At 61.6% G+C, this 23,172-nt stretch carries 17 protein-coding genes; 8 read left to right on the forward strand and 9 right to left on the reverse strand.

Annotated elements, in window-relative coordinates:
* Positions 1 to 6: 6 nt before the first annotated feature.
* Both HJC00_RS25510 and HJC00_RS25515 read left to right on the forward strand, forming a co-directional pair.
* On the forward strand, positions 7 to 147 hold the full coding sequence (locus HJC00_RS25510) for a hypothetical protein (RefSeq protein WP_221164773.1): 141 nt from the start codon (positions 7 to 9) through the stop codon (positions 145 to 147).
* 82 nt (positions 148 to 229) lie between these two features.
* Positions 230 to 1,681, forward strand: a complete 1,452-nt coding sequence (locus HJC00_RS25515; RefSeq protein ID WP_221164774.1) for an NCS1 family nucleobase:cation symporter-1 — start codon at positions 230 to 232, stop codon at positions 1,679 to 1,681.
* An 89-nt stretch (positions 1,682 to 1,770) separates the two neighbouring features.
* Here HJC00_RS25515 and HJC00_RS25520 read toward each other — a convergent pair whose 3' ends face one another.
* Positions 1,771 to 3,654, reverse strand: a complete 1,884-nt coding sequence (locus HJC00_RS25520; protein ID WP_221164775.1) for a HAMP domain-containing methyl-accepting chemotaxis protein — start codon at positions 3,652 to 3,654, stop codon at positions 1,771 to 1,773.
* A 180-nt stretch (positions 3,655 to 3,834) separates the two neighbouring features.
* Between HJC00_RS25520 and HJC00_RS25525 the strand changes: the two genes are divergently transcribed.
* Both HJC00_RS25525 and HJC00_RS25530 read left to right on the forward strand, forming a co-directional pair.
* Positions 3,835 to 4,545 (forward strand): DUF4272 domain-containing protein, encoded by a 711-nt coding sequence (locus HJC00_RS25525; RefSeq protein ID WP_221158221.1) that lies wholly within the window; start codon positions 3,835 to 3,837, stop codon positions 4,543 to 4,545.
* 160 nt (positions 4,546 to 4,705) lie between these two features.
* On the forward strand, positions 4,706 to 5,749 hold the full coding sequence (locus HJC00_RS25530) for a magnesium and cobalt transport protein CorA (RefSeq protein WP_210631827.1): 1,044 nt from the start codon (positions 4,706 to 4,708) through the stop codon (positions 5,747 to 5,749).
* Here HJC00_RS25530 and HJC00_RS25535 read toward each other — a convergent pair whose 3' ends face one another.
* From HJC00_RS25535 to HJC00_RS25545, 3 genes are all read right to left on the reverse strand, one after another.
* On the reverse strand, positions 5,750 to 6,523 hold the full coding sequence (locus tag HJC00_RS25535) for a phosphotransferase enzyme family protein (protein WP_221155915.1): 774 nt from the start codon (positions 6,521 to 6,523) through the stop codon (positions 5,750 to 5,752). It abuts the gene before it with no gap.
* Positions 6,524 to 6,533: 10 nt separating this feature from the next.
* Positions 6,534 to 7,415: an MBL fold metallo-hydrolase gene (locus tag HJC00_RS25540; RefSeq protein WP_221164776.1), complete on the reverse strand. Its 882-nt coding sequence runs from the start codon at positions 7,413 to 7,415 to the stop codon at positions 6,534 to 6,536.
* 70 nt (positions 7,416 to 7,485) lie between these two features.
* On the reverse strand, positions 7,486 to 7,848 hold the full coding sequence (locus HJC00_RS25545; protein WP_221164777.1) for a hypothetical protein: 363 nt from the start codon (positions 7,846 to 7,848) through the stop codon (positions 7,486 to 7,488).
* Between the two features lie 269 nt (positions 7,849 to 8,117).
* Between HJC00_RS25545 and HJC00_RS25550 the strand changes: the two genes are divergently transcribed.
* Genes HJC00_RS25550 through glgB form a run of 3 tightly spaced genes read left to right on the forward strand, consistent with a single transcriptional unit; the run spans position 8,118 to position 16,828 of the window.
* Positions 8,118 to 11,345: an alpha-1,4-glucan--maltose-1-phosphate maltosyltransferase gene (locus HJC00_RS25550; protein ID WP_221164778.1), complete on the forward strand. Its 3,228-nt coding sequence runs from the start codon at positions 8,118 to 8,120 to the stop codon at positions 11,343 to 11,345.
* A complete protein-coding gene (gene treS, locus HJC00_RS25555) occupies positions 11,346 to 14,627 on the forward strand; it encodes a maltose alpha-D-glucosyltransferase (RefSeq protein ID WP_221164779.1) in 3,282 nt (1,093 codons plus the stop codon).
* Positions 14,624 to 16,828, forward strand: coding sequence for a 1,4-alpha-glucan branching protein GlgB (gene glgB / locus HJC00_RS25560; RefSeq protein ID WP_221164780.1), 2,205 nt, complete (start codon positions 14,624 to 14,626; stop codon positions 16,826 to 16,828). The genes treS and glgB overlap by 4 nt, the downstream gene beginning before the upstream one ends.
* Positions 16,829 to 16,849: 21 nt before the next feature.
* On the opposite strand, the gene HJC00_RS25565 is transcribed toward glgB, so the two are convergent.
* Both HJC00_RS25565 and HJC00_RS25570 read right to left on the reverse strand, forming a co-directional pair.
* On the reverse strand, positions 16,850 to 18,478 hold the full coding sequence (locus HJC00_RS25565; RefSeq protein WP_221164781.1) for a thiamine pyrophosphate-dependent enzyme: 1,629 nt from the start codon (positions 18,476 to 18,478) through the stop codon (positions 16,850 to 16,852).
* 25 nt (positions 18,479 to 18,503) lie between these two features.
* Positions 18,504 to 19,682: an amino acid aminotransferase gene (locus HJC00_RS25570; RefSeq protein ID WP_221164782.1), complete on the reverse strand. Its 1,179-nt coding sequence runs from the start codon at positions 19,680 to 19,682 to the stop codon at positions 18,504 to 18,506.
* A gap of 153 nt (positions 19,683 to 19,835) precedes the next feature.
* On the opposite strand from HJC00_RS25570, the gene HJC00_RS25575 reads away from it, so the two are divergent.
* Entirely contained in the window at positions 19,836 to 20,303 is a 468-nt protein-coding gene (locus tag HJC00_RS25575) for an Lrp/AsnC family transcriptional regulator (RefSeq protein WP_210631836.1), read from the forward strand.
* A gap of 18 nt (positions 20,304 to 20,321) precedes the next feature.
* Here the strand turns inward: HJC00_RS25575 and HJC00_RS25580 are convergent, their stop codons facing one another.
* The 3 genes from HJC00_RS25580 to HJC00_RS25590 are packed head-to-tail and all read right to left on the reverse strand — an operon-like array spanning position 20,322 to position 23,142.
* A complete protein-coding gene (locus tag HJC00_RS25580) occupies positions 20,322 to 21,083 on the reverse strand; it encodes an ABC transporter ATP-binding protein (protein ID WP_221164783.1) in 762 nt (253 codons plus the stop codon).
* A complete protein-coding gene (locus HJC00_RS25585) occupies positions 21,080 to 22,120 on the reverse strand; it encodes an iron ABC transporter permease (protein ID WP_210631838.1) in 1,041 nt (346 codons plus the stop codon). The genes HJC00_RS25580 and HJC00_RS25585 overlap by 4 nt, the downstream gene beginning before the upstream one ends.
* The gene (locus HJC00_RS25590) at positions 22,117 to 23,142 is read right to left on the reverse strand and encodes an ABC transporter substrate-binding protein (RefSeq protein ID WP_210631839.1); all 1,026 of its coding nucleotides are present in this window, start codon (positions 23,140 to 23,142) and stop codon (positions 22,117 to 22,119) included. Before HJC00_RS25590 ends, HJC00_RS25585 begins: the two co-directional genes overlap by 4 nt.
* Positions 23,143 to 23,172 lie beyond the last annotated feature (30 nt).

The raw sequence follows: 23,172 nt of genomic DNA on the forward strand, positions 1-23,172 counted from the left end.
TCTTCGATGGCCATCGCCTACGGCCGCCGCGGCAAGGTGAAGCACATCATCCTGTTCGGGCACAGCATGGCCTGGCCGGGCGTGTCCTTCGCCCGCAATAGGCTGATGGCCTGTCCATCTGGTCGATCAGGATTGTGTTCAATGTGACTCTTAAATTGTCAGGTGCCCAAATGAGGAGCAGACTTCCGTCTGTGGCCGAGTCGGCCTCAGGGGATATGGGAGGGCATTCATGAGCGTACGAAATCCGTCTGCCTCGTTATATAACGAGGATCTTGCACCCGCCGAGGAGCGTAAGTGGGGTGCATTCAGCATCTTCAACGTCTGGACATCGGACGTTCACAGCCTGTGGGGCTATTATCTAGCGGCGAGCCTGTTCCTGCTCTGCGGCAGCTTCGTGAATTTCGTCATCGCCATCGGCATCGGCTCTCTCGTCATCTTCTTCCTGATGAGCCTGGTCGGAAATGCCGGCGTGCGCACCGGTGTCCCTTTTCCGGTTCTGGCGCGCGCCTCCTTCGGCACCTTCGGCGCCAATGTTCCCGCACTCGTCCGGGCGGTGGTCGCCTGCTTCTGGTACGGCGCGCAGACTGCCGCCGCCTCCGGCGCAATCGTTGCCCTGCTGATCCGCAACGAAAGCCTGCTCGCCTTCCACCAGAACAGCCACATGCTCGGCCATTCGACCCTCGAACTCATCTGCTACGTCATCGTCTGGGCGCTGCAGCTGCTGATCATTCAGCGCGGCATGGAAACTGTCCGCAAGTTCCAGGATTGGGCAGGTCCCGCCGTCTGGATCATGATGCTGATCCTGGCCATCTATCTGGTCGTCAAATCAGGCACCTTCTCGTTCGGTTCCGAAATCCCGCGCGACGTGCTGATCGAAAAAACCAAGGATGCCGGCGTGCCGGGCGAGCCGGGCTCGATTGCGGCGCTTGCCGCGGTGGCCGCCACCTGGATCACCTATTTCGCGGCACTCTATCTGAACTTCTGCGATTTCTCGCGTTACGCGACGAGCGAGAAGGCGCTCAGGAAGGGCAATCTCTGGGGCCTGCCGATCAACCTGCTGGCATTCTGCCTCGTCGCAGGTGTCACGACCACGGCAGCCTTCACCGTATACGGTGAGGTCCTGCTGCATCCGGAAATGATATCGGCGAAATTCGACAGCTGGTTCCTGGCGCTGCTTGCGGCGCTGACATTCGCGGTTGCAACGCTCGGCATCAACGTCGTGGCGAACTTCGTTTCGCCCGCCTTCGACTTTGCCAATGTCTTCCCGCGCCAGATCAACTTCAAGCGCGGCGGATATATCGCCGCGCTGATCGCCCTCGTGCTCTATCCCTTCGCTCCCTGGGAGACGGGTGCTGCGCATTTCGTCAACTTCATCGGTTCGACGATGGGGCCGATCTTCGGCATCATGATGGTCGACTACTATCTCATCAGGAAGAGCCAACTGAACGTCGAGGCTCTCTACCAGGAGAATGGCGAGTTCCGGTTCCAGAACGGCTGGCACGGCAATGCCTTCATCGCCTTTGCGGTCGGTGCGCTGTTCTCGTCGATCCTGCCGACCTTCACCTCCATCCTGCCGGACTGGTGGGGCACCTATGGCTGGTTCTTCGGCGTCGCCATCGGCGGAGCGATCTATTTCGTGCTGAGGATGGGCGCACGGCGCAATCCGGCCTTCGCCGCATGACGAAACAAAGGCGCCTGGCCATCGCCAGGCGCCTTCATGTTCTGTTTGGAAAATCTGCCGGCCCGAGGGAGCCGGTCATTTCGCCCGGTTCAACGGCGTGCCGCCACCGCATGGATGGCCCCACGGCCGATGGGCTGGGCCATGGATTTTGCCGTCGAGCGGAGGGCTGCGGAATGGCTGGAGACCACCTCGTCGAGCCTGAACTGTGCGACAAGTTCGCGAAGCTTCTGGGCCTCCTGCGCCAGTGAATCGGATGCTGCAGTCGATTCTTCCACCATCGCTGCGTTCTGTTGTGTGGTCTGGTCCATCTGATTGACCGCGACGTTCACTTCGCTCAGTCCGATCGACTGTTCTTTCGCAGAGGTGGCGATCGAATCCATGTGGTGATTGATCTGGGTGATGAAGCCGCCGATGGTCTTCAAGGCCTGGCCGGTATCGCGCACCAGCTTGACGCCGCTTTCCACTTCCCTCGATGAGTTCTGGATAAGCCCCTTGATTTCCTTGGCAGCGCCGGCAGAGCGCTGTGCGAGTTCGCGCACTTCCTGGGCGACGACCGCAAAACCCTTGCCGGCTTCGCCGGCTCTCGCCGCTTCGACGCCGGCATTGAGGGCAAGAAGGTTGGTCTGGAATGCGATTTCGTCGATGACGCCGATGATGTTGGAAATCTGCTGCGACGAGGCCTCGATGCGTTCCATCGCTTCCTCCGCATGGGAGACGACTTCCGCCGAAATCCCGGCGCTCCGGTTTGCCTCGGTGGCGACTGCGCGCGTCTCCTCGGTCCGCTTGCTGGAGTTCGACACGTTCGCTGTGATTTGTTCTAATGCGGCCGCCGTTTCTTCGAGCGAGGCCGCCTGCTGCTCTGTCCGTTTCGAAAGATCACCGGCGCCCGAGGAGATTTCCCGGGTGCCTTCGTCGATCGTGCCGATGCTTTCGGAGATTGCTCTCAGCGTCGCGCCAAGCTGCGTGACCGACTGGTTGAAGTCATGGCGGAGTGCTTCAAACTCGGGGGCGAAGGCCTCATTGAGCTGGAAAGCGAGATCGCCCGAAGCGAGCCGTTTCAGACCGGCGGCCAGACCGGAAGTGGCGATGCGCAACCGCTCTGATGCGTCGGCTTCCGCCTGCATCTGCGCCGCAACACGATCTGCCTCCGCCCTGTTGCGGTTCTCCTCGGCTTCCGTCGCCAGGCGCTTGTTCGCAATCGCGGCCTGGCGGAAAATCTCCACCGCTCCCGCCATCAATCCGATTTCGTCGGCGCGATCGGCAAAAGGAATTTCCGAACCGGTGTCGCCTTCGGCGAGATGCCGCATCGAGGCGGTGATGTTGGTAATCGGATTGGCGATGCTCTTCAGTACGAAGACAATCGCGCCGAGAACGAGCAATCCCGCAAAAGCGATCGTTGCAAGGAGGTAGAATTTAATGGAGGCGAAGGTCTCCTTGCTGAGATCGGCAGCCTTCTTGCTGCCGCTGACGTTCAATTCGACCAGGGCCGCCGTGGCCTCCTTGAGCTTGTCCGAATAGGAACGCATCTCGCCGCCCAGATATTGGCCAGCTTCTTCGGTCTTGTTTGCACGGGAAAGAGCAAGCAACTGCGAACTGCTGGCGACGTAGCCTTCGACACTTTCTTTGATCGTCTTGATCAGATCCCGCTCGCGATCGGATGAAGCCAGCTGAAGATAAGCGTCTGCCGATTTGCGAGTTGCATCTTCGGCGGCCTTAATGGCCTCTTCACGGGATTTCTTCTCTGCTTCCGCCTGGACGATAATGTGATCGCGGTAAGCGAGGCGCAAATTTGTCATGGCGAGGCTGATCGCTTGCGAAGCCTGCACGCTCGGCAGCCAGTTGGCGGCGATTTCTTCGGTGGAGCCGTTCGTCTTTTGCAGGCCGTCGACCGCGAGATAGGCAACGAGCCCGAAAAGGAGAGCTATGCCGCTGAAAATGAACAGCAAACTCGATTTAATGTTTGGACGGCGCATCAAAGTCCCCATCGAACAGTCCGGTGTCGTGCCGGTTTGACCAGGCATGTTTGTAACGGAAAAAATTTAACGATGTGTTCCGGAGTGTAAAACGCCAAACTCGCCGCCCTCTTCGTGTTCAGATTCCCGCTCCAACCGGAAAACGCTTAATCGACGGCTCAGGGACAATAGGAGCCAGACATGGTGAAGCGCATATTTTCCGCCCTTCTTGCCTTGATCCTTCCGGTACAGGCAGCCGTTTCTCAACCCCCTGATGACGCACAGGCACGCAAAGCCCGGTCTGTCGCCCAGCTTCAGTCGGAAGGCGTGCCGACCATCGATCATCTGCCGTCCATCGAGGCAGAGAGCGACAGTACCCGCCGCGATAAAAGAGCAGTCGTTCAGCGCGCTATCGCGCTTGCGATCGTTGCCGTAAAAGGCGAGACTGGTGATCACTCGATGGGCCAGGCTCTCATCCGGCAATTCGATGCAGCAAGTTTCTTCACCCCCAAGGAACAGGCGTTCATGGACGACCCCGATCCTTCGGAGCAGGACCGGGTGAACTTCGCTTGGCGCTATGAGGGCGTGCACGTCATGTTATGGGCGCTCGGGATCACGGCCGATCTCGAACGTCCCGACCATATTTGCGATGTGCCATCCATCGCCGGGACGCTTCGCGAACTCGGCACCGACGGGCTGATGCGCCGCGCCAGGCTGCGTCCGCAGAAAGAACTGCTCGACGCCGCCGACCTGATCTACCGCTACGATTGGGCGGTCGTGAATGCACGGCTGAAGGGCGAGGAGGCGCCGGCCGGACTGGACAAGGGCGTGGTTTACGAGCGCCACTACGCCCTCAACTGGCTGATCGGTTACCTGAATCAGGACTGGGATGATATTTCCACCGATACGTGACGAGTGTGGACTTCCTGCCCAAGTCGAGGATTGAGGCGGGGCAGTCGGCCCCCGTGCCGAAGTGGATGCATGTTTTGCGAAATGGCATTATGATCGGCGCATCGCCTGACCGGCGTTGGTTTCGGACACGTGATCCGCAGGACGGGGAGGACGGCAGGATTTGGAACGGCTGAAGGATCTGGACAGTGTTTCCGCGCGGGTTGGCAGCGGGTCGGCGTCGTCTCCCTACGAGCGGCGCGGCGTCGTGGCCGCAGCCGTATACCAGCATGGGCAGCGCATTCGCGACATCAGGATAGAGGAGGCTGGCGAATGGCGGAACCGGGAGGATGCGATCGTCTGGATCGGCCTGCACGAGCCGGATGAAGTGCTGCTGCACCAGATCCAGGCCGAGTTCAATCTCCATCCGCTGGCGATCGAGGATGCGGCGCAGCCGCACCAGCGTCCGAAGCTGGAGATTTACGGTGACGCGATGTTCATCGTCGCCCGGACCGCCCATATGAAGGATGGCGAGATCATCTTCGGCGAAACGCATCTGTTCGTTGGCCGCGGTTATGTCGTCTCCGTTCGCCACGGAGAATCGTCTTCCTATCTGGCCGTCAGGCAGCGATGCGAGGCGACGCCCGCCGCCCTTGCCCATGGCGAGAACTACATTCTCTATTCCATCCTCGACTTCATCGTCGACAACTACATGCCTGTTATCGAGGTGGTGCAGGAAGAGGTCGAGATGCTCGAGGATCTCGTGCTGCGCGAACAGCTGGGAAAATCCGACATCGAGCGGCTTTACATGCTGCGGCGCAAGCTTCTGCGGCTGCGCAACGCCGTGGTGCCGCTCGTCGACGTCTGCCGGCGATACGAGCATATCGATCTTCCCGGCATGGATCCGACGCTGCAATCGCTGTTCCGCGATGTGACCGATCACGTGCGCCGGGTTCAGGAGGATATCGACGCGTTGCGCGAGGTGCTCGCTTTCGCCTTCGAGGCCAGCGTGATGATCGGCCAGACGGAACAGACGGCAATCGCCCGCAAGCTCGCCGCCTGGGCGGCGATCCTCGCTGTTCCCACCGCGATCGCCGGCATCTACGGCATGAATTTCAGCGACATGCCGGAATTAAAATTCCAATATGGCTATTTCGTCGTGTTGGGCGTCATCGCCGTCCTGTGCCTCAGCCTTTTCGGCTTCTTCCGCCGGCGAAAGTGGCTTTAGTCAGGACAGCGCTTTCAGCAGCCGATTTCGGTGTATCCCGATATAGCCGATGTCGTTCAGATAGAGCCTGGCGTCTCCTGCATCGACGTCTTCCGCGAAGGTCTCGTCGCCGGCCGCAGCCTTTGCCAACATGAAATCGGCAAGGGCTTGGAGCCGCGTGCAGACCATTTCGGGAAGCCCACGCCGTTCTGCCATCGTCGCGCCATAGGCGGTGCAGAAGATTTCCGCCCGCCGCAGTTGGTCGTCGAGACCGAATGCCACGGAGGCATTGGCAGGATCGGAGAGGGGCGCCCAGCGATAGACCGCATAGGCGAGATCCCAAAGGCGCGGGGCGGGATGGGCAGTGTCGAAATCGACGATCCCGACAGCTTCCTGATCGACGGTGGCGACATTGTAGGGCGCAAAGTCTCCGTGACAGACGATCTCCCGCGGCTCCTGCGGCGGCAGCATCCATATCTGAGCATCGTCATCCGACTCCAGAAAGCCTTGAGATGCTCTATGAAAATCGCGCAGAAGTCTTGCTGCGGAAATCAGCATGCGCTCCGATCCGACAAGGGGATCACTGAGGTCTTCGCAGACGCGCCCGTCGACATAGCTGACGACCTCCTGATCGTCGCCGATAATTTGAATGGGCTGCGGAGCCGCCGGGAAGCCGTTGCTTCTGAGATGACGCAAGAACCGGTGCGTGGTCGGCGTCCATGCTCCTGATGGTCTGATGACGGTATCGCCGTCGCGCCAGATCTGCCCGGTTCGACCGCCCTCCAATAATTCCACGCATGGCCTCCTACGCAGATTTCAGTTTTTCGATATGGGCCTGAACCGTAGCGCCAAGGTTCGTCTCATGGCAGTTCCGGTAGAACGCCGCCGTGTCCGACGGCATCCCGTTGGGAATGGCGACGAAGTCGTCAAGCCGGAAACCACTTGTACTGCCGAGTTGCGGGTCAGCCAGCTGGCTTTCACTCAGGGCGCCGACGCGAACGGCCAAGTCTTGGAAATAAGCGAGGTTCTCGTCCACTGCCGAAGGCGTCGATGTTCTGCCGTGTGCGGGAATGACCAGTTTCGCATCAAGGTCATGGATAAGCCTGAGTGAGGAGCGGATCTGGCGAAGATCATCGGCACTCCTGCTCCAGACTTCGAGAATGGGATATTCCACCGCGTCGACGGCGAGGCAGATGCGGAGTTCCGGAATCCAGACGGCGATATGGTCAGGCGTGTGTCCCGGCGTGTGAATGAGTTCCAGCGTCAGATCGCCGCCGTTGAGGACCATCGAGCCGGAGAAGGTGATATCCGGGCCGATAAGTTCGACGTTCGCAAACCGCGTTTCCTGTCTCGCCTTGTCCTTCAGGATCTGCTGCGTAGAGGCATCACGCAGACGGTCGAGCGCGGCGGCATGCGCGATGATCGGAGCACGCCCTGAAACCGCAGTGTTCCCCCAGAAGTGATCCCAATCCATATGCGAATTGACGACGATCAGCGGGCGATCCTCGCCTCTGTCCCCAACCAGATCGAGCGCAATCCGGCACAGTTCCGGTGTGCCGAGCGTATCGATCAGGACATTGAACCTCTCGGTCCGCACAAACACGGCATCGACCTCGTCTCCCGCCCGGAGGATAATGATGCGCTCGTCAAGTCCGGGATAGGAGCACAATTCTACCGCTGGGTTCACGTCTGCCCGCCTTCGCTGCAATCGCAGTGATATCATCTACTACATCAAATCTCGTTTGGATGCTCGCCCTCTAAGGGCTTCCCGATTTCCGCTCCACCGGCACTGGCACATCCCACCGTTCCATCACGGCGTTCGGCACAGCGGCCGCGCAGATCACTATAACGCTGGGCTTCGAGCGGCCGAGGCTCTTCGGCGTCCATCGTGCCTGCAGGGGCACCGCGCATCGGGGCACAAGCACCTTCGCATTGGGTTCTAGCACGTTCCACTGCTCGTGCGCGTTGGCGTTCTCCTGTGCGATGAAGCGCCTGGCCTTTTCGCGGATTTCGAACAGGCCGTGCTTATCCGGCGTCGAGCGATCGGTCTCGATGCTCCAGGAGGCGAGGCAGGGTATGCAAGCCGTGAGGGCGGTGATGAAGACTATTGATCGAAGCATTGATGGGCTCTCAACCGCTCGAGATTTCCGGATCGGAAACAGTCGGACGATCTTTTATCGCATGGCGGCAATATCTCTACCGGCAAATCGTGAGGACTTCCTTCTCTCGCTGAGCGAGATCGGCCTGCCGGATCACGTCGTCTCCCACCTCGCGCGCAGGCGCGTTCAGCCTTTAGCCATGTGCCCCATGCAGCCGTGAATTGACGGTTTGAGTGGAACAACCTCCGCCAAAAGAAGTTTGCCTGAAAAGCAACACGAGGCGGCGGCCGATGTTACTCTCTGCGAAGCAGGGTGCGTTCAGCACCCCACCCCGGATCTATTATGTCAACCCGCTACTTCTCCAAGGCATCGATGCATGGCGCGAGGTTTTCGACCATGCGGCGGATACCGGCTTTGAGTATGTTCTGACGGCGCCGCTCTTCGACCGAGGCGGGGACTGCAGCGTCTTTACCTCCCGGGATTTCGATCGGCTCGATCCTGAACTGCAGCTCGGAAGCGCGGTCGATGATGGGATATCGCGCCTGTCGGAGGCCGCTGACAAGAGCGGCGTCGGCCTGATGATGGACCTGATGCTCGACGGGAAAGTCGGCGATGCGCAAGTGGGCTTTCGTCCGATCGATCCTCGACGCTCGCCGCTCGATCCGGCGGAGCCGATGAACACGATCGGGTCCGAGCGGCAATTGCGTTTGTTGGGGGAGTGGACCGAACGGCTGTGGCGGCTGTCCGGGCTCGGCCTCTCCGGCTACCGAGTGCTCGGGATCGATCGCGCTGAACCGGCGCTTTTCAAATCGCTGATCGCTGCGGTGCGCGAGAAGGCTGACGCGCAATTCCTCGCCTGGACGCCCGGCACCGACTTTGCGGTAAGAAGAGGGATCGCGGATGCGGGCTTTTCTGGATGTTTTTCATCGATGGCCTGGTGGGATCTCGACGAGAGATGGTTCGTCGAGGAGCATCGCGTTCAGGAGGCGCTCGGCTGGCAAATTGCCTTTCCCGAACCGCCCTTTGCCAGACGGATTGCGCATGGGACCGAGAGCCGTGAAATTCTCGAGCGGCGTGCGGTCAGAGCGCTGCGGCTCGCCGCCTCGCTCGGCGGCGGCCTCATGGTTCCGATTGGTTTCGAATATGGTGCGGCGACGCCGCTCGATCCAACCCACGGCGATGGTTCGGGGCTGCGGAAGCTGCGCCATGATCTCGCCTTCGACATCTCCTCTGAAATACGCGCCGCCAATGCCGAGATCGGCAGGCCCGGCCACGCGCGCGCTCCGTCGCTTCGCCTGATCCGCAACGCCAACGGGCCGGTCTCCGCGCTTGTGCAATCCGAGGAGCAGGATCTCCGCAGTGCATCGAATGTGCGGTTCGTCCTGATTAACCGGGACCTCCGGAGAAGCGCGCCCGCGCCGATGACGGCGCTTCGCGAGGCGGTGTCCGGCTATCTTCCCGTCGCGGCCGATGGCGCAATCCTGCGCCTGCGGGCCGGAGAGACGCGGATCATCGGAGCCAGAGCGCCGGAGCCGATCACATCCCGACCCGCCCTCGACGTTGAGCAGGCGATCGCTTCGCCGCGGCTTGCCATCGAAAACATCATGCCGCGGGTCGATGACGGACGCTTTCCTGTCAAGCGGGTGGTCGGCGAGACCGTCACCGTCGAGGCCGATCTATTCGCCGACGGTCACGACCCGATCGCGGCCGTCCTGCTCTGGCGGCCGCACGACGCCATGGCGGAGTGGAACGAGACTGAGATGCAGCTGGTCGAGAACGACCGCTGGCGCGCCGAATTCCTGCTGGAGCGCATCGGACGCTACGAGTTCGCGGTCGAAGCGTGGAAGAATCCGTTCGCGATCTTCCGCTACGAACTGACCAAGAAGAACGATGCCAGGTTGGACCTGAAGCTGGAGCTTCAGGAGGGGTTGAACCTCGTGCGCGCCGCGAGGACCGAAGCGCCGGCGGCACTCGGCGCCGACTTGCAGGCGCTCATCGACGGTCTGGAAAACGCCTCGGATGCCGAGCGCACGGCAATCCTGCTCGACCCCGAGACCTCCGAGTTGATGAACAAGGCTGACAGGCGGCCCTTCCGGCTTCGCTCCACGACAAGCGCCGTCGATGCTGAACGCAAGTCAGCGGCCTTCGCCAGCTGGTATCAGATCTTCCCGCGCTCACAGAGCGGCGATCCCAATCGGCACGGCACCTTCGACGACGTCATCCCGAGATTGTCTGCCATCCGCGACATGGGTTTCGACGTGCTCTACTTCCCGCCGATCCATCCGATTGGAACGACCAACCGAAAGGGACGCAATAACAGCCTGAAGGCAGCGCCTGATGATCCCGGAAGTCCCTATGCCATCGGTTCCGAGGAGGGCGGCCATGATGCCATTCATCCCGAGCTTGGCGATTTCGAGGATTTCGGCCGGCTGGTCGAGGAGGCGGGCCGGCATGGGTTGGAGATCGCGCTCGATCTCGCGATCCAGGCTTCGCCCGATCATCCCTGGCTGACGGAACATCCCGGCTGGTTCGACTGGAGGCCCGACGGCACGATCAAATATGCCGAGAACCCGCCGAAAAAGTACGAGGACATCGTCAATGTCGATTTCTATACGAAAGACGCGCTGCCCTCTCTGTGGGTGGAACTCAGGGATATTGTCCAGCTTTGGGTCGACCAGGGCGTCAAGCTGTTTCGTGTCGACAATCCGCACACAAAGCCATTTCCGTTCTGGGAATGGCTGATCGGCGATATCAGGGCGCGCCATCCCGACGTCGTCTTCCTGTCGGAAGCCTTCACCAAGCCGAAGGTCATGTACCGGTTGGCGAAGATTGGCTTCTCCCAGTCCTACACATACTTCACCTGGCGCAATACCAAGTGGGAGCTCGAGCAATATATGCGAGAGCTGACCGAGACGGCGCCGAAGGAATTCTTCCGCCCGCATTTCTTCGTCAACACCCATGACATCAATCCGGATTTTCTGCAGAACGCGCCGCGCCCGGCCTTCCTGATCCGCGCTGCACTCGCCGCGACGCTTTCCGGTCTGTGGGGCGTTTATAACGGCTTCGAACTCTGCGAGGGCCGTCCCGACGCCAAGCGCAAGGAATATGCCGACAGCGAGAAATACGAGATCCGCGCCTGGGATTACGACCGGCCGGGCAACATCATCGCCGAAATCAGGATGCTGAACCGCATTCGGAACGAAAATACCGCGCTGCATTCGCATCTCGGGCTGACGCTGCTGAACGCCTGGAATGACAACATCCTGTTCTTCGAGAAGGCGAGCCAAGCCCGCGACAATGTCTTGCTGATCGCGATCAGCCTTGACCCCCATAATTTTCAGGAAAGCGATGTCGAACTGCCGCTTTGGAAGTGGTCGTTGGATGATGGCGGCGCGCTCGACGCCGAGGACTTGGTCACGGGGCACCGGTTCAGGTGGAACGGCAAGCGGCAGAGAGTGGGTTTCAATCCTCAGATCCTGCCCTTTGCGATCTGGCGCGTTCGCGCAGCGGAGGCATGAATGGACACGATGAATCCCGGTAGCGTCGACCCGCTGCTCTGGTACAAGGATGCGATCATCTACCAGCTGCACATCAAGTCATTCTACGACGCCAATGGCGACGGCGTCGGCGATTTTGCCGGCCTGCACCAGAAGCTCGATCACGTCGCAGCCCTCGGCGTCAACGCGATCTGGCTTCTGCCTTTCTTTCCCTCACCGCGTCGTGACGACGGCTACGACATCGCCGACTACGGCAATGTCAGCCCGGATTACGGGACCATGGAGGATTTCCGCGCTTTCGTCGACGCCGCCCACCAGCGCAATATCCGTGTCATCATCGAGCTCGTCATCAACCACACCTCCGACCAGCATCCCTGGTTCCAGCGGGCACGTAATGCACCTGCGGGATCGCCGGAGCGGGATTTCTATGTCTGGTCGGACAGCGATCAGAAATTTCCGGAAACGCGCATCATCTTCCTCGACACGGAAAAATCGAACTGGACGTGGGATGCCGTCGCCGGCGCCTATTATTGGCACCGCTTCTATTCCCACCAGCCCGACCTCAATTTCGACAGCCCGCTTGTTATGGAGGAGCTGCTGAAGGTGATGCGCTTCTGGCTGGAGACCGGTATCGACGGTTTCCGCCTCGATGCGATTCCGTACCTCGTCGAGCGCGAGGGGACGATCAACGAAAACCTTCCCGAGACGCACGCAATCCTCAAGCGCATCCGTGCCGCCCTCGATGCCACTCATCCCGGCGTGATGCTGCTTGCCGAAGCCAATCAATGGCCGGAGGACACGCGCGAATATTTCGGCGAAGGCGACGAATGCCATATGGCGTTCCACTTCCCGCTGATGCCGCGCATGTACATGGCGATTGCCAAGGAAGACCGCTTCCCGATCACCGACATCCTGCGCCAGACGCCTGAAATCCCGGAGAATTGCCAATGGGCGATCTTCCTGCGCAATCACGACGAACTGACGCTTGAGATGGTCACCGACGCCGAGCGGGACTATCTCTGGGAGACCTATGCTTCCGACAAGCGCGCCCGCATCAATCTCGGCATCAGGCGGCGCTTGGCGCCGCTGATGGAACGCGATCGCCGGCGCATAGAGTTGATGAACGCGCTTCTTCTGTCGATGCCGGGGACGCCCGTTATCTATTACGGTGATGAGATCGGCATGGGCGACAACATCTATCTCGGCGACCGTGACGGGGTGCGGACGCCGATGCAATGGTCACCCGACCGCAATGGCGGCTTCTCCCGAACGGACCCGGCGCGCCTCGTCCTGCCGCCGATCGCCGATCCGCTCTACGGCTTCGAAGCTGTCAATGTCGAAGCCCAGAGCACCGATGCGCATTCGCTGCTTAACTGGACGCGCAAGATGCTGGCGCTGCGCGGTCGGCATCCGGCCTTCGGACGCGGTTCGCTGCGTTTCCTCTCGCCTGAGAACCGCAAGATCCTGGCCTATCTCAGGGAATATGAAGGCGAGACGCTGATGTGCGTCGCAAACCTCTCGCGACTGCCCCAGGCGGTCGAGCTCGACCTCTCGGCCTTCGAGGGCCGCGTGCCGATCGAACTGACGGGCATGTCGCCCTTTCCGCCGATCGGGCAACTGACCTATCTCCTGACGCTGCCGCCCTATGGCTTCTTCTGGTTTCAGCTGGAGGCCGATGCCGATCCGCCGGCATGGCGTACTGCTCCGCCCGAACAGCTTCCCGATCTCGTGACGATGGTCCTCCGCCGCGGTCTGCTCGACCTCGTCGATGAACCGCGGCTGGGACGCGTCCTCAGCAACGAAATTCTGCCCGCCTACCTCTCCAAACGGCGGTGGTTCGGCGCAAAGGATCAGCCGCTTCAGGCGGCTCGACTGATTTCGGCGACGCCGATCCCCTATGCCGATGGGATCGTTCTCGGCGAGTTGGAGGTGGAGCTGCCGGATCACAGCGAATCCTATCAGTTGCCGCTGGCGGTCGCCTGGGATGATGCGCAACCCTCCGCTCTGACACAGCAGCTTGCGCTCGGGCGGGTTCGTCAGGGCAGGCGGGTCGGCTTCCTGACGGATGGGTTCGCGGTCGAGCCGATGGCGCGCGGTATCCTGCGCGGGCTGAGCGACCGCTCGCGCATCACCGGACGTACCGGCACCCTCGAATTTCTCGGCACCGAGCGGCTCGACCGCCTACAGGTTACCGACGGCATGCCGGTTCATTGGCTATCGGCCGAACAATCCAACAGTTCGCTGATCGTCGGCGACGTCGCCATGATCAAGCTGATCCGGCACATCTTTCCGGGCGTCCATCCGGAAGTCGAGATGACGCGGTTTCTGACCTGCGCGGGTTACCATCACACCGCTCCACTGCTCGGCGAGGTCGCGCATACGGATTCCAGTGGGCGTCGCTCGACCTTGATCATCGTCCAGGGCGCGATCCGCAACCAGGGCGACGCCTGGAACTGGATGCTGAACAATCTGCGCCGCGCGGCCGACGAGCTCGTGTTGAACGATCCGGCGGTCGAGCCCGGCGACGACGTCTTCCGGCCGCTGATCAGCTTCGTTGCCATGGTCGGTATGAGGCTCGGCGAGTTACACGTCGTGCTCTCCGGGGAAAACGCGGACGAGGCTTTCAGCCCTGTGGTCGCTGGCGACGATGAGGTCGAGGCGATCAAAAAGGCGGTGGCGGGCGAAGTCGCCTATGCCATGTCGAAGCTTGCCGAGCGCGAGGAAAATGCCGAGCCCGCTATCGATCTGCTCGCTCGTCCGCTTCTGGAACGCCGCTCCGAACTGGTTGAACTTGGCGGGCGCCTGGCGGAGAGCGCCCGCGGCACGCTGATGACGCGTACGCATGGCGACTTCCATCTCGGTCAGATCCTGGTCAGTGAGGGCGACGCCGTCATCATCGATTTCGAGGGCGAACCCGCGAAAAACCTCGCTGAACGCCGCGCCAAGACAGTTCCGCTGCGCGATGTCGCCGGGCTTCTCCGGTCGCTCAGCTATCTCGTCGCCACCGCCCAGCTCGACAATGACGCGGTCACCGAACACGAAAACGAGGTGCGCCGTGACGCCATCGCGCGTTTTGGGCGCAATGCCGAGCAGGCTTTTCTCGATGCCTATTGGCAGGCGGTCTCGACCTCGAAGGCGCTCGCCATGCCGACCGAACAAAGACGGAGGGTTCTCGATGCTTTTCTTCTCGAAAAGGCGGCATACGAAATCGCCTATGAGGCCCGCATCAGGCCGAAATGGCTGCCGATCCCGCTTGCCGGCCTTACCGAAATCGTATCGCGCTTAGCGGGGGTCGAGGCATGAATGTTGAACGCTCGGAACTTCTCGCCGGCATCGGACATGATGCGCTCTGGGCGCTGATCGAGGGACGCCATGGCGATCCCTTTTCGATCCTCGGCCCGCATGAAAGCGGCGGCATGACGATCGTGCGCGTCTATTTGCCGGGTGCCGAAGGCGTCGATCTCATCGAAGCGGCGAGCGGCAGGGTGGTGGCACCCTTCAGCATCGCTCACCCCTCAGGCTTGTTTGCGGCGGCGATGGGTTCGAGGATGCCCTACCGGTTGCGGATCACATGGCCGGATGGCGAGCAGATCACCGAGGATCCCTATAGTTTCGGACTTCTGCTTGGAGAGCTCGATCTCCACCTGATCTCCGAGGGCACGCATTATAGCCTGAGCCGGACGCTCGGCGCGGTTGAAATGTCGGTCGACGACGTCGCAGGCGTCCGCTTCGCCGTCTGGGCGCCGAATGCCCGCCGCGTTTCGGTTGTCGGCGATTTCAACGCCTGGGACGGGCGGCGAAACCCGATGCGGTTGAGGCAGTCCGCCGGCGTCTGGGAGCTGTTCGTGCCCCGGCTGGCGCCCGGCGAAAGATACAAGTTCGAGATCATCGATCCGCATGGAAACTGTTTGCCGCAGAAGGCCGATCCGGTGGCGAGAGCGAGCGAAGCTGCCCCGTCCACCGCTTCGATCGTCGCATCGTCGATGCGATTCCGGTGGACTGACGACAATTGGATGAAGGGCCGGTCGCGACAGCAAAGACTGGAAGGGCCGATCTCCGTCTACGAGGTGCATGCCGGTTCCTGGCTGCGGGAGAATGGCGGGCGGTCGCTCGACTGGGTCGAGCTCAGCCAGCGGCTCGTTCCCTATGTTCGCGATATGGGATTCACCCATATCGAGCTGCTGCCGATCATGGAACACCCCTTCGGCGGCTCCTGGGGGTATCAGCCGCTCGGCCTCTTCGCCCCGACCGGCCGTTATGGCACGCCTGAGGATCTCGCCTATTTCATCGACCGCTGCCATGGCGCCGGGATCGGCGTCATCCTCGATTGGGTGCCGGCTCATTTTCCCACCGACGTCTGGGGGCTCGCCCGCTTCGACGGCACCGCGCTCTACGAACACGAGGATCCGCGTGAAGGCTTTCACCGTGACTGGAACACGCTGATCTACAATCTCGGCCGCAACGAGGTGAAAGGCTTCCTGATCGCCAGCGCGCTGGAATGGCTCGAACGCTACCATATCGACGGATTGCGCGTCGATGCCGTCGCCTCGATGCTCTACCGCGACTACAGCCGCAACGAGGGGGAATGGATTCCGAACCGGTATGGCGGCCGTGAGAACCTGGAAGCGGTGGAATTCTTCAAGCACCTGAACAGCATCGTCCATGAGCGCTGCCCGCATGCGATGACGATCGCAGAGGAGTCGACCGCTTGGCCCGGCGTCACCAAGCCGCCGGAAGAGGGTGGGCTCGGTTTCGACATGAAGTGGAACATGGGCTGGATGCATGACAGCCTGAGCTATATCGAGAAGGACCCCGTCCATCGGAGCTACCATCACGGCACGATGACCTTCGGCATGATCTATGCCTATTCCGAACGCTTCATTCTGCCGATTTCGCACGACGAGGTGGTCTACGGAAAAGGCTCGCTGCTCGGCAAGATGCCGGGCGACGAGTGGCAGAAATTCGCCAATCTGCGGAGCTACCTCGCCTTCATGTGGGGCCATCCCGGCAAGAAGCTGATGTTCATGGGAGGCGAGATCGCTCAGCTCGGCGAGTGGAACCACGACGCCTCAATCAGCTGGGATGTGCTGGATCGGCCCGCGCATGCGGGAATCCAGCGGCTGGTCAAGGATCTGAACGGCTTCTACAAAGACGAGCCGGCATTGCAGTTCGGCGATTTCCATCACCAAGGCTTCGAATGGGCGGCGGCCGACGACGCGGTGAATTCAGTGCTCGGCATGCTGCGTTATGCCCCCGATCGCTCGTCCTCGGTTCTCGTCCTCTCGAACTTCACGCCGGTGCCCCGTTACGGCTACAGGATCGGCGTGCCGCAGGATGGCGTGTGGGTCGAACGGGTCACGACGGATGCGCGCGAATATGGCGGGTCCGGTCTCGTCAACGGCGCAGTGTCGAGCGAACCCGTGGCCGCCCACGGCAGGCCGCATTCCCTCGCGCTGACACTGCCACCGCTGGCGACGATATTTTTCAAGGGGCCGTCGCCGTGAAAAGGTCTCGGCCCCTTGCGGTCATTCGGCATGCGGAGCCGGATGAATGAAAGGCCAGGGACTCGCCTCAGATCCCCTTCCAACCGGAACTTCGATGAGAACGGGCTCGTCGAGTGCGAGTGCCTTCTCCAGCACCTCTCTCAATTCGCCGGGGCTTGTCGCCCGGAAGGATCGGATGCCGAAGCTCTCGCCAAGGACGACGAAATCGGGATTGGTCAGATCCGAGCCGAGAGTGCGGCCCTTGTAGATCTGCCTCTGGTCGCGCAGCACATTGCCGTAGGCTGAATTGTTGAAGACGATGGCGACGACGGCGATCTTGTGCTGGACGGCTGTGGCAAGTTCCTGGACGCCGAACATGAAGCCGCCATCGCCCGAAACGGAGACCACTGCCTTATCGGGATGGGCGACTTTCACGCCCAAGGCGGTGTTGAAGCCGAAACCGAGATTGTCCTGATAGCCGCATGTCACGTATTGGCGAGGGCCGTAGGTCGGGAAGGCAAAGCGGGCGGCAAAGCCCGTCTGAGTGATTTCCTCGACGAAGAAGCCGTTTTTCGGCAGGGCCTCGCGAATGGCTTCGAGATAGCCAAGCTGTGGCTGCACCGCCGAGAAACGAGATCTTGCCTCTTCATTGAGTTTGGCAAATTCGTGCCTGCGATCCTCGCGGAAGTATCCCGCCAGCGCGTCGGTCAGAGCCTGGGCCCCATCCTTGGCGTCCGAGACGATGCCGACATCCGGCTTGAGCCGGACCATCTCGGTCGGATCGATATCGATGCGGATGATCTTGAGCCCATTGGGAAGCCACTTCCAGCGCATGAACTGCAATTCGAGCCTGCTGCCGATCCCGATCAGCACGTCGACCTTCTTCCAGTATTCATAGGCGGCCACGAAATTCAGATAGTTCGGATGGTCGTCGGGCACGATGCCCTTGCCGGAGCGATGCGATGTCACCGGCGCCTGCAGCAATTCCGCTAACGCGGCGATCTCCGCGCCGGCATCCACCGCGCCGCCGCCGACCATGATCATCGGATTGCTTGCGCTTGATATCAGTGCTGCCGCGGCCGCGATCTGATCGGGATCGACGGTTGGATGAGGCGCTCTCGCGCCAACGGGAATGTCGATTTCAGGGCCGGATTGTCCGAACACGTCCCAAGGGGCTTCGACCGCTCCCGGGCCTTGGCGGCCGGAGAGCATCTTGCCGACGACCGCCGCCATGACCGGGCCGGCTTCGGACTGATGGTTGATGCGTTCTGCCGCCTTGGTAATCCCGCGCATCGTCGCAAGCTGATCCGGCAGTTCGTGCAGCTGTCCTCTGCCTCGGCCGATGAGGTGCGACATGATGTTGCCGGTGATGCAGAGCACCGGCGCGTTGGCGCCGTAAGCGGTGCAGAGGGCGGCGCCCGAATTGAGAACACCCGGGCCGGGCACGACGGTATAGGCGCCGATCCTGCCGGTGGATTTGGCATAGCCGTAGGCCATGTAGGCCGCGCCCTGTTCATGCCGGGTGTGGATGAACCGGATCTTGTCGCCGGCGTCGTAGAGGGCATCGTTGAAATCGTACATGTGGGCGCCGGGGATGCCGAAGACTGTATCGATCCCATGGGCGACAAGCGATCGGGTGATCGCCTGGCCGGTCGTTTCTTTCCTGTTCATTCAAAGGCTCCAATGGTGCGATCGGTTATGATTTCAGGCAGCCTTCGGCCCGGAGCGCCGCGACGATGGCGCCGGCATCGGCGGGCTGCATGCCGGCAAGGTTCATGCGCCCGGAATCCGCCATGTAGATGCCGTGGTTTGCCCTGAGCGCGACCGCCGTTTCCTTGCGCATGGAGAGATTGGAAAACAGGCCGCGCTGACGGCTGATGAAAGCCAGTTCGGGCGAGGCAGCAGCCAGCGCCGCGCGATTGCCGTTGATGCGCTCGCACATCTCTTCGAGTTCGGCGCGCCACATTGCCGTCATTTCCGGGTTTTCGAGAATGGCCCTGACGATGGCGGCCCCATGATCCGGCGGCATGGACCAGTTGACGCGGGCAAGCGCCGCCATGTTGCTTTCCGCCTTTCTGGCGTCATCGACATGGCGAGCCACGACATACAGCGCGCCGACGCGTTCGCGATAGAGGCCGAAGTTCTTGTCGCAGGAATAGGCGATCAGCGCTTCCTCGACCGCATCGAGGATTATGCGCGTCGGTGCTGCATCTTGTTCAAGACCGTCGCCGAGCCCCTGATAGGCAAGATCGATGAAGGGCACGAGCCTGTGCGCAACGAGAAGTTGGGTAATCTCTCGCCACTGTTCCACGGTAAAATCGATACCCGTGGGATTATGGCAGCAACCGTGAAGCAGCACGACGTCGCCTTCCCCGGCGGAAGACAAAGCGGAGACCACGCTTTCGAACGTCACCTGCTGTGACGTCAGGTCGACGAAGGCATATTCCTTTACGTCCAAGCGTGCCGAAGCGAAGATCGGTGCATGGTTAGGCCAGCTCGGCGTTCCCAAGAGAACCTTTGCCGATGGATTTGCCGTTTGGATGAGTTCCGCGCCGAGACGGAGCGCGCCGCTGCCGCCCGGCGTCTGAATGCCGGCGAGCCGTTGGGCGAATTTCGGCGAGTTGCCGAAGATGATCGGCTCAAGCAGGCGCACGAATTGCAGATCACCCTCGGGGCCGAGATATTTCTTGCTGTCCTGGGTCTCCAGGAGAAACTGCTCCGCCGCCTTGACGGCCCGCATGACGGGCGTGCGTCCCATGGCATCGCGATAGACGCCGACGCCGAGGTCGATCTTTCCGGGACGATCGTCGGCCTGGAAGGCTTTGATGAGCGCGAGCAGGCTATCGGCCGGCCGGCTGTTCAGTTGGTCAAACACTGTCACCTCCACTTGCATGTCAGAGGCCGAAGATTAACGGAACTATCGCGACGAATTTCTGCGATTATCTTCCTGTTTAAGCGTAATTGTGCAGATAATCTGCGTCATATCGGTATAATACGCAGAAACTCACCGCAATCGAGGCCGATGACCATGCTGGACCCATTTGATATCAAACTGCTCGCCGCTCTCCAGCAGAACAGCGAACTGACGCAGAGCGAACTCTCTCAGAAGGTCAATCTCTCGGCGACCCAATGCGCCCGCCGTTTGGAAAGGCTGCGCAACGAGCAATATATTCAGAGCGTCGTCGCCATCCTCAATCCGGTGAAGCTGGGTTTCACCGTCGTCGCGCATACGCTCGTCAGCCTTCGCGCGCATACAGAAGGCGGAAACGAGCGGCTCCATCGTTTCATCGAGACTGCGCCGGAGATCCTGGAATGTTATTCGCAGACGGGTGACGCCGACTTTCTGATGAAGGTCATGACGCGCGACCTCGACCATCTCAGCCAGTTTCTCGAAAGAATGATCCGGGTCACCGACAATCTGGCGTCGGTGAAATCGAGCATCGTCCTGAAGACGATCAAAAAAACGACCGCTCTGCCGCTGCAGATCGTGACGTGAGGGCGGCTCCGGCCGCTTTCACCTGAGATAATGGATATGCGGGCGCGAATGATGGGGTGAAGCTTCGATGCGGGCTTCGACCGAAAAGACTTCGCGCAGCAGTTTCTCGCTCAACACGTCCTCTGGCGCGCCGGAGGCGACGATCCTGCCCTGCTGCATGATAATAAGCTCATCGCAGAACATGGCGGCATGGTTGAGATCGTGCAGCGCGATGATGCTGGTGATCGGCAGGCCGGAAACGAGCCGCATTAGGCCGATCTGGTGCTGAATGTCGAGATGATTTGTCGGTTCGTCGAGGATCAGCTCCTGCGGCGATTGGGCAAGCGCCCTGGCGATATGGGTGCGCTGCTTTTCGCCGCCCGACAGGCTCTGCCAGCGCTCGTCGCGCTTTTCGGCCATGCCGGCGCGTGCGAGTGCGGCCTCGACCGCCTCTTCGTCGGCTCTCGTCCAGCCCGAGAACATCGACCGGTGCGGGAAGCGGCCGAGCTTGACGACGTCGACGACCTTGAGGTTGGCGTTCGTCGTCGCGTGCTGCTCGACGAAGGCGATGCGCCGGGCGATCGACCGGCGGCTGATGGTACCGATATCGCTACCGGCGAGGATGACGCGACCCGAATGCGGCCGCTTCAGGCCGGCGAGAAGCCGCAGCAGCGAGGTCTTGCCCGAGCCGTTTGGCCCGAGCAGGCCGAGCATCCGGCCGGGCTGCGCCTCCATGGAAACACCGTCCAGAATGGTCTTCCTGCCAATTTTCCAGGTGAGGTTGTCAGCCTTGATGCTCATGGCGCGCGCTGGAACCGGTAGAGGATGATTGAGAAGAAGGGCACGCCCACCAGCGCCGTGACGACGCCAATCGGCAGGATCTGGTTGGGAATGAGGGCGCGCGCGGCAATGTCTGCGAGCACCATGAAGATCGCTCCCGCGATGGCGCAGGCCGGCAGGAGACGGATATGCAGCGGCCCGACGACGAAGCGGGCGACATGCGGCACGACGAGGCCGACGAACCCGATCGAGCCGACCATGCTGACGATCGTCGCCGTCATCATCGCGGTCAGCGCGAAGAGCGCCATTCTGGCGCGGCTGACATTGACGCCGAGCGAGGACGCCGCTTCGTCGCCGAAAGCGAAGGCGTCGAGCACGCGGGCGTAGAACAGACAGGCGGCGAGGCCGAAACCGACGACGATCGAGACCAGCGCGAATTCCGGCCAGCGCACGCCGCTGAAGCTGCCGAGCAGCCAGAACATGACGTCGCGGGCCTGTTGCGCGTTGGCCGAGGTGGTGACGATATAGGAGGTGGAGGCGTTGAAGAGCTGCGATGCGGCGACACCGGCAAGGATGGTGCGGTCCGCGCCGCCGCGCGTGCCGTTCGACAGCAGCGCCACGAAGAAGAAGGCCGCGAAGGCGCCGGCGAAGGCGCCTGCCGAGAGCGATACAGCGCCCGCGCCGACGCCCAAGATGACGATCGCGACGGCGCCGGTGGAGGCTCCGGCGGAGATGCCGAGCACATAGGGTTCGGCCAGCGGATTGCGCAGCAGCGACTGCATGATGGCGCCCGACAGCGCCAGCCCCGCGCCGCAGAAGGCGGCGACGAGCGCGCGGCTGAGCCGATAGTCCCAGATGACGGTCTCATGGATGCGGTTCAGCTCGACCGCGGTCCAGCCGAGCCGGTTGGTGACGGCCGAAAAAGTGGTCGCAAGCGGGATCGGCAGGTCGCCGATCCCGACGCTGACGCCAATGGCGACAGCGATGAGGCAGAGGGAAGCGAGCAGCAGTGCGGTGACCGCTCCCAGCCGCCGGAAGAGACGGCCTGCGTTGGTCACTTCAGCAGACCAAGGGCCTTCAATTGCTCGGCAACCTGCTCGGCGCCGTAGATCGTGCGGATGGTCGGATTCATCGCCTGGCCGTCCATCACGACGAGAGCCTTGTTCTTGACGGCCGGGATCTGGCTGACGGCCGGATCGGTGTTCAGGAAGTTGATCTTGGCCTCGGGCTTGTCGAGCTCCCAGCGGTTGCGGTCGAGGCTGGCGACGACGATGACGGCGGGATTGGAGGCGATGATGCCTTCCCAGCCGACGGTCGGCCATTCGGCGTCCGCGGTGATCGCATTGTGGCCGCCAAGCAGGTCGGCGATGAAGCCGGAAGCGCTGTACTTGCCGCCGACATAGGCATCGGCCGAGGGGCTGGGGCTGGAGAACCAGAAAACGTAGGAGAGGTTCTGGCCGTCCTTGGCAACGCTGCCGCGGAGCTTGGCTTCACGCGCCTTGAAATCGGCGATCAGCGCCTGGCCGCGATCGGCGACATCGAAAATCTGCGAGAGTTCGTCGATCTCCCTGTAGAGCAGATCCATGTTCCATGGCTCGCCGCGGCTGCCGTACTGGTCCTTGACATCCTTGGTGCTGAGGCAGGTGCTCGGCGAGAGATAGGTTGAAACGCCGACCTTGTCGAAATCCTCGCGCTTGGCGATCTTGCTGTTCGGGCCGACGAGGCTCGGCAGGGCGACGGCCACGAAATCGGGATTTTCGGCAAGCATGGATTCGAAGGTCGGCATCTCCACGGTGAGGAGCTTGACCTTGGCATTGGCTTCGGCGAGTTGCGGCAGGACCTTGCTCGGCCAGAAGGCGGTGCCGACCATCTTGTCCTGGAGGCCGAGCAGCAGCAGGATTTCCGCGCTGTTCTGCCCAAGCCCGATCGCCCGCTCGGGCGCTTTCTTGAAGGTCACCTGCGCGCCGCAGTTTTCGAGCGTCAGCGGGTAGGTTGTCGAACCGGCGAATGACGGGGCTGCGGCAAGGCCGATCAGGGCGGAGAGGCCGCAGGCGGCCAGAAGTGATTTGAGGCTGGTCACGAAGAAAATCCCGGTGCGTGAATATATGCG

This window comes from Rhizobium sp. NLR22b, from assembly GCF_019685295.1.
Taxonomy (GTDB): Bacteria; Pseudomonadota; Alphaproteobacteria; order Rhizobiales; family Rhizobiaceae; genus Rhizobium.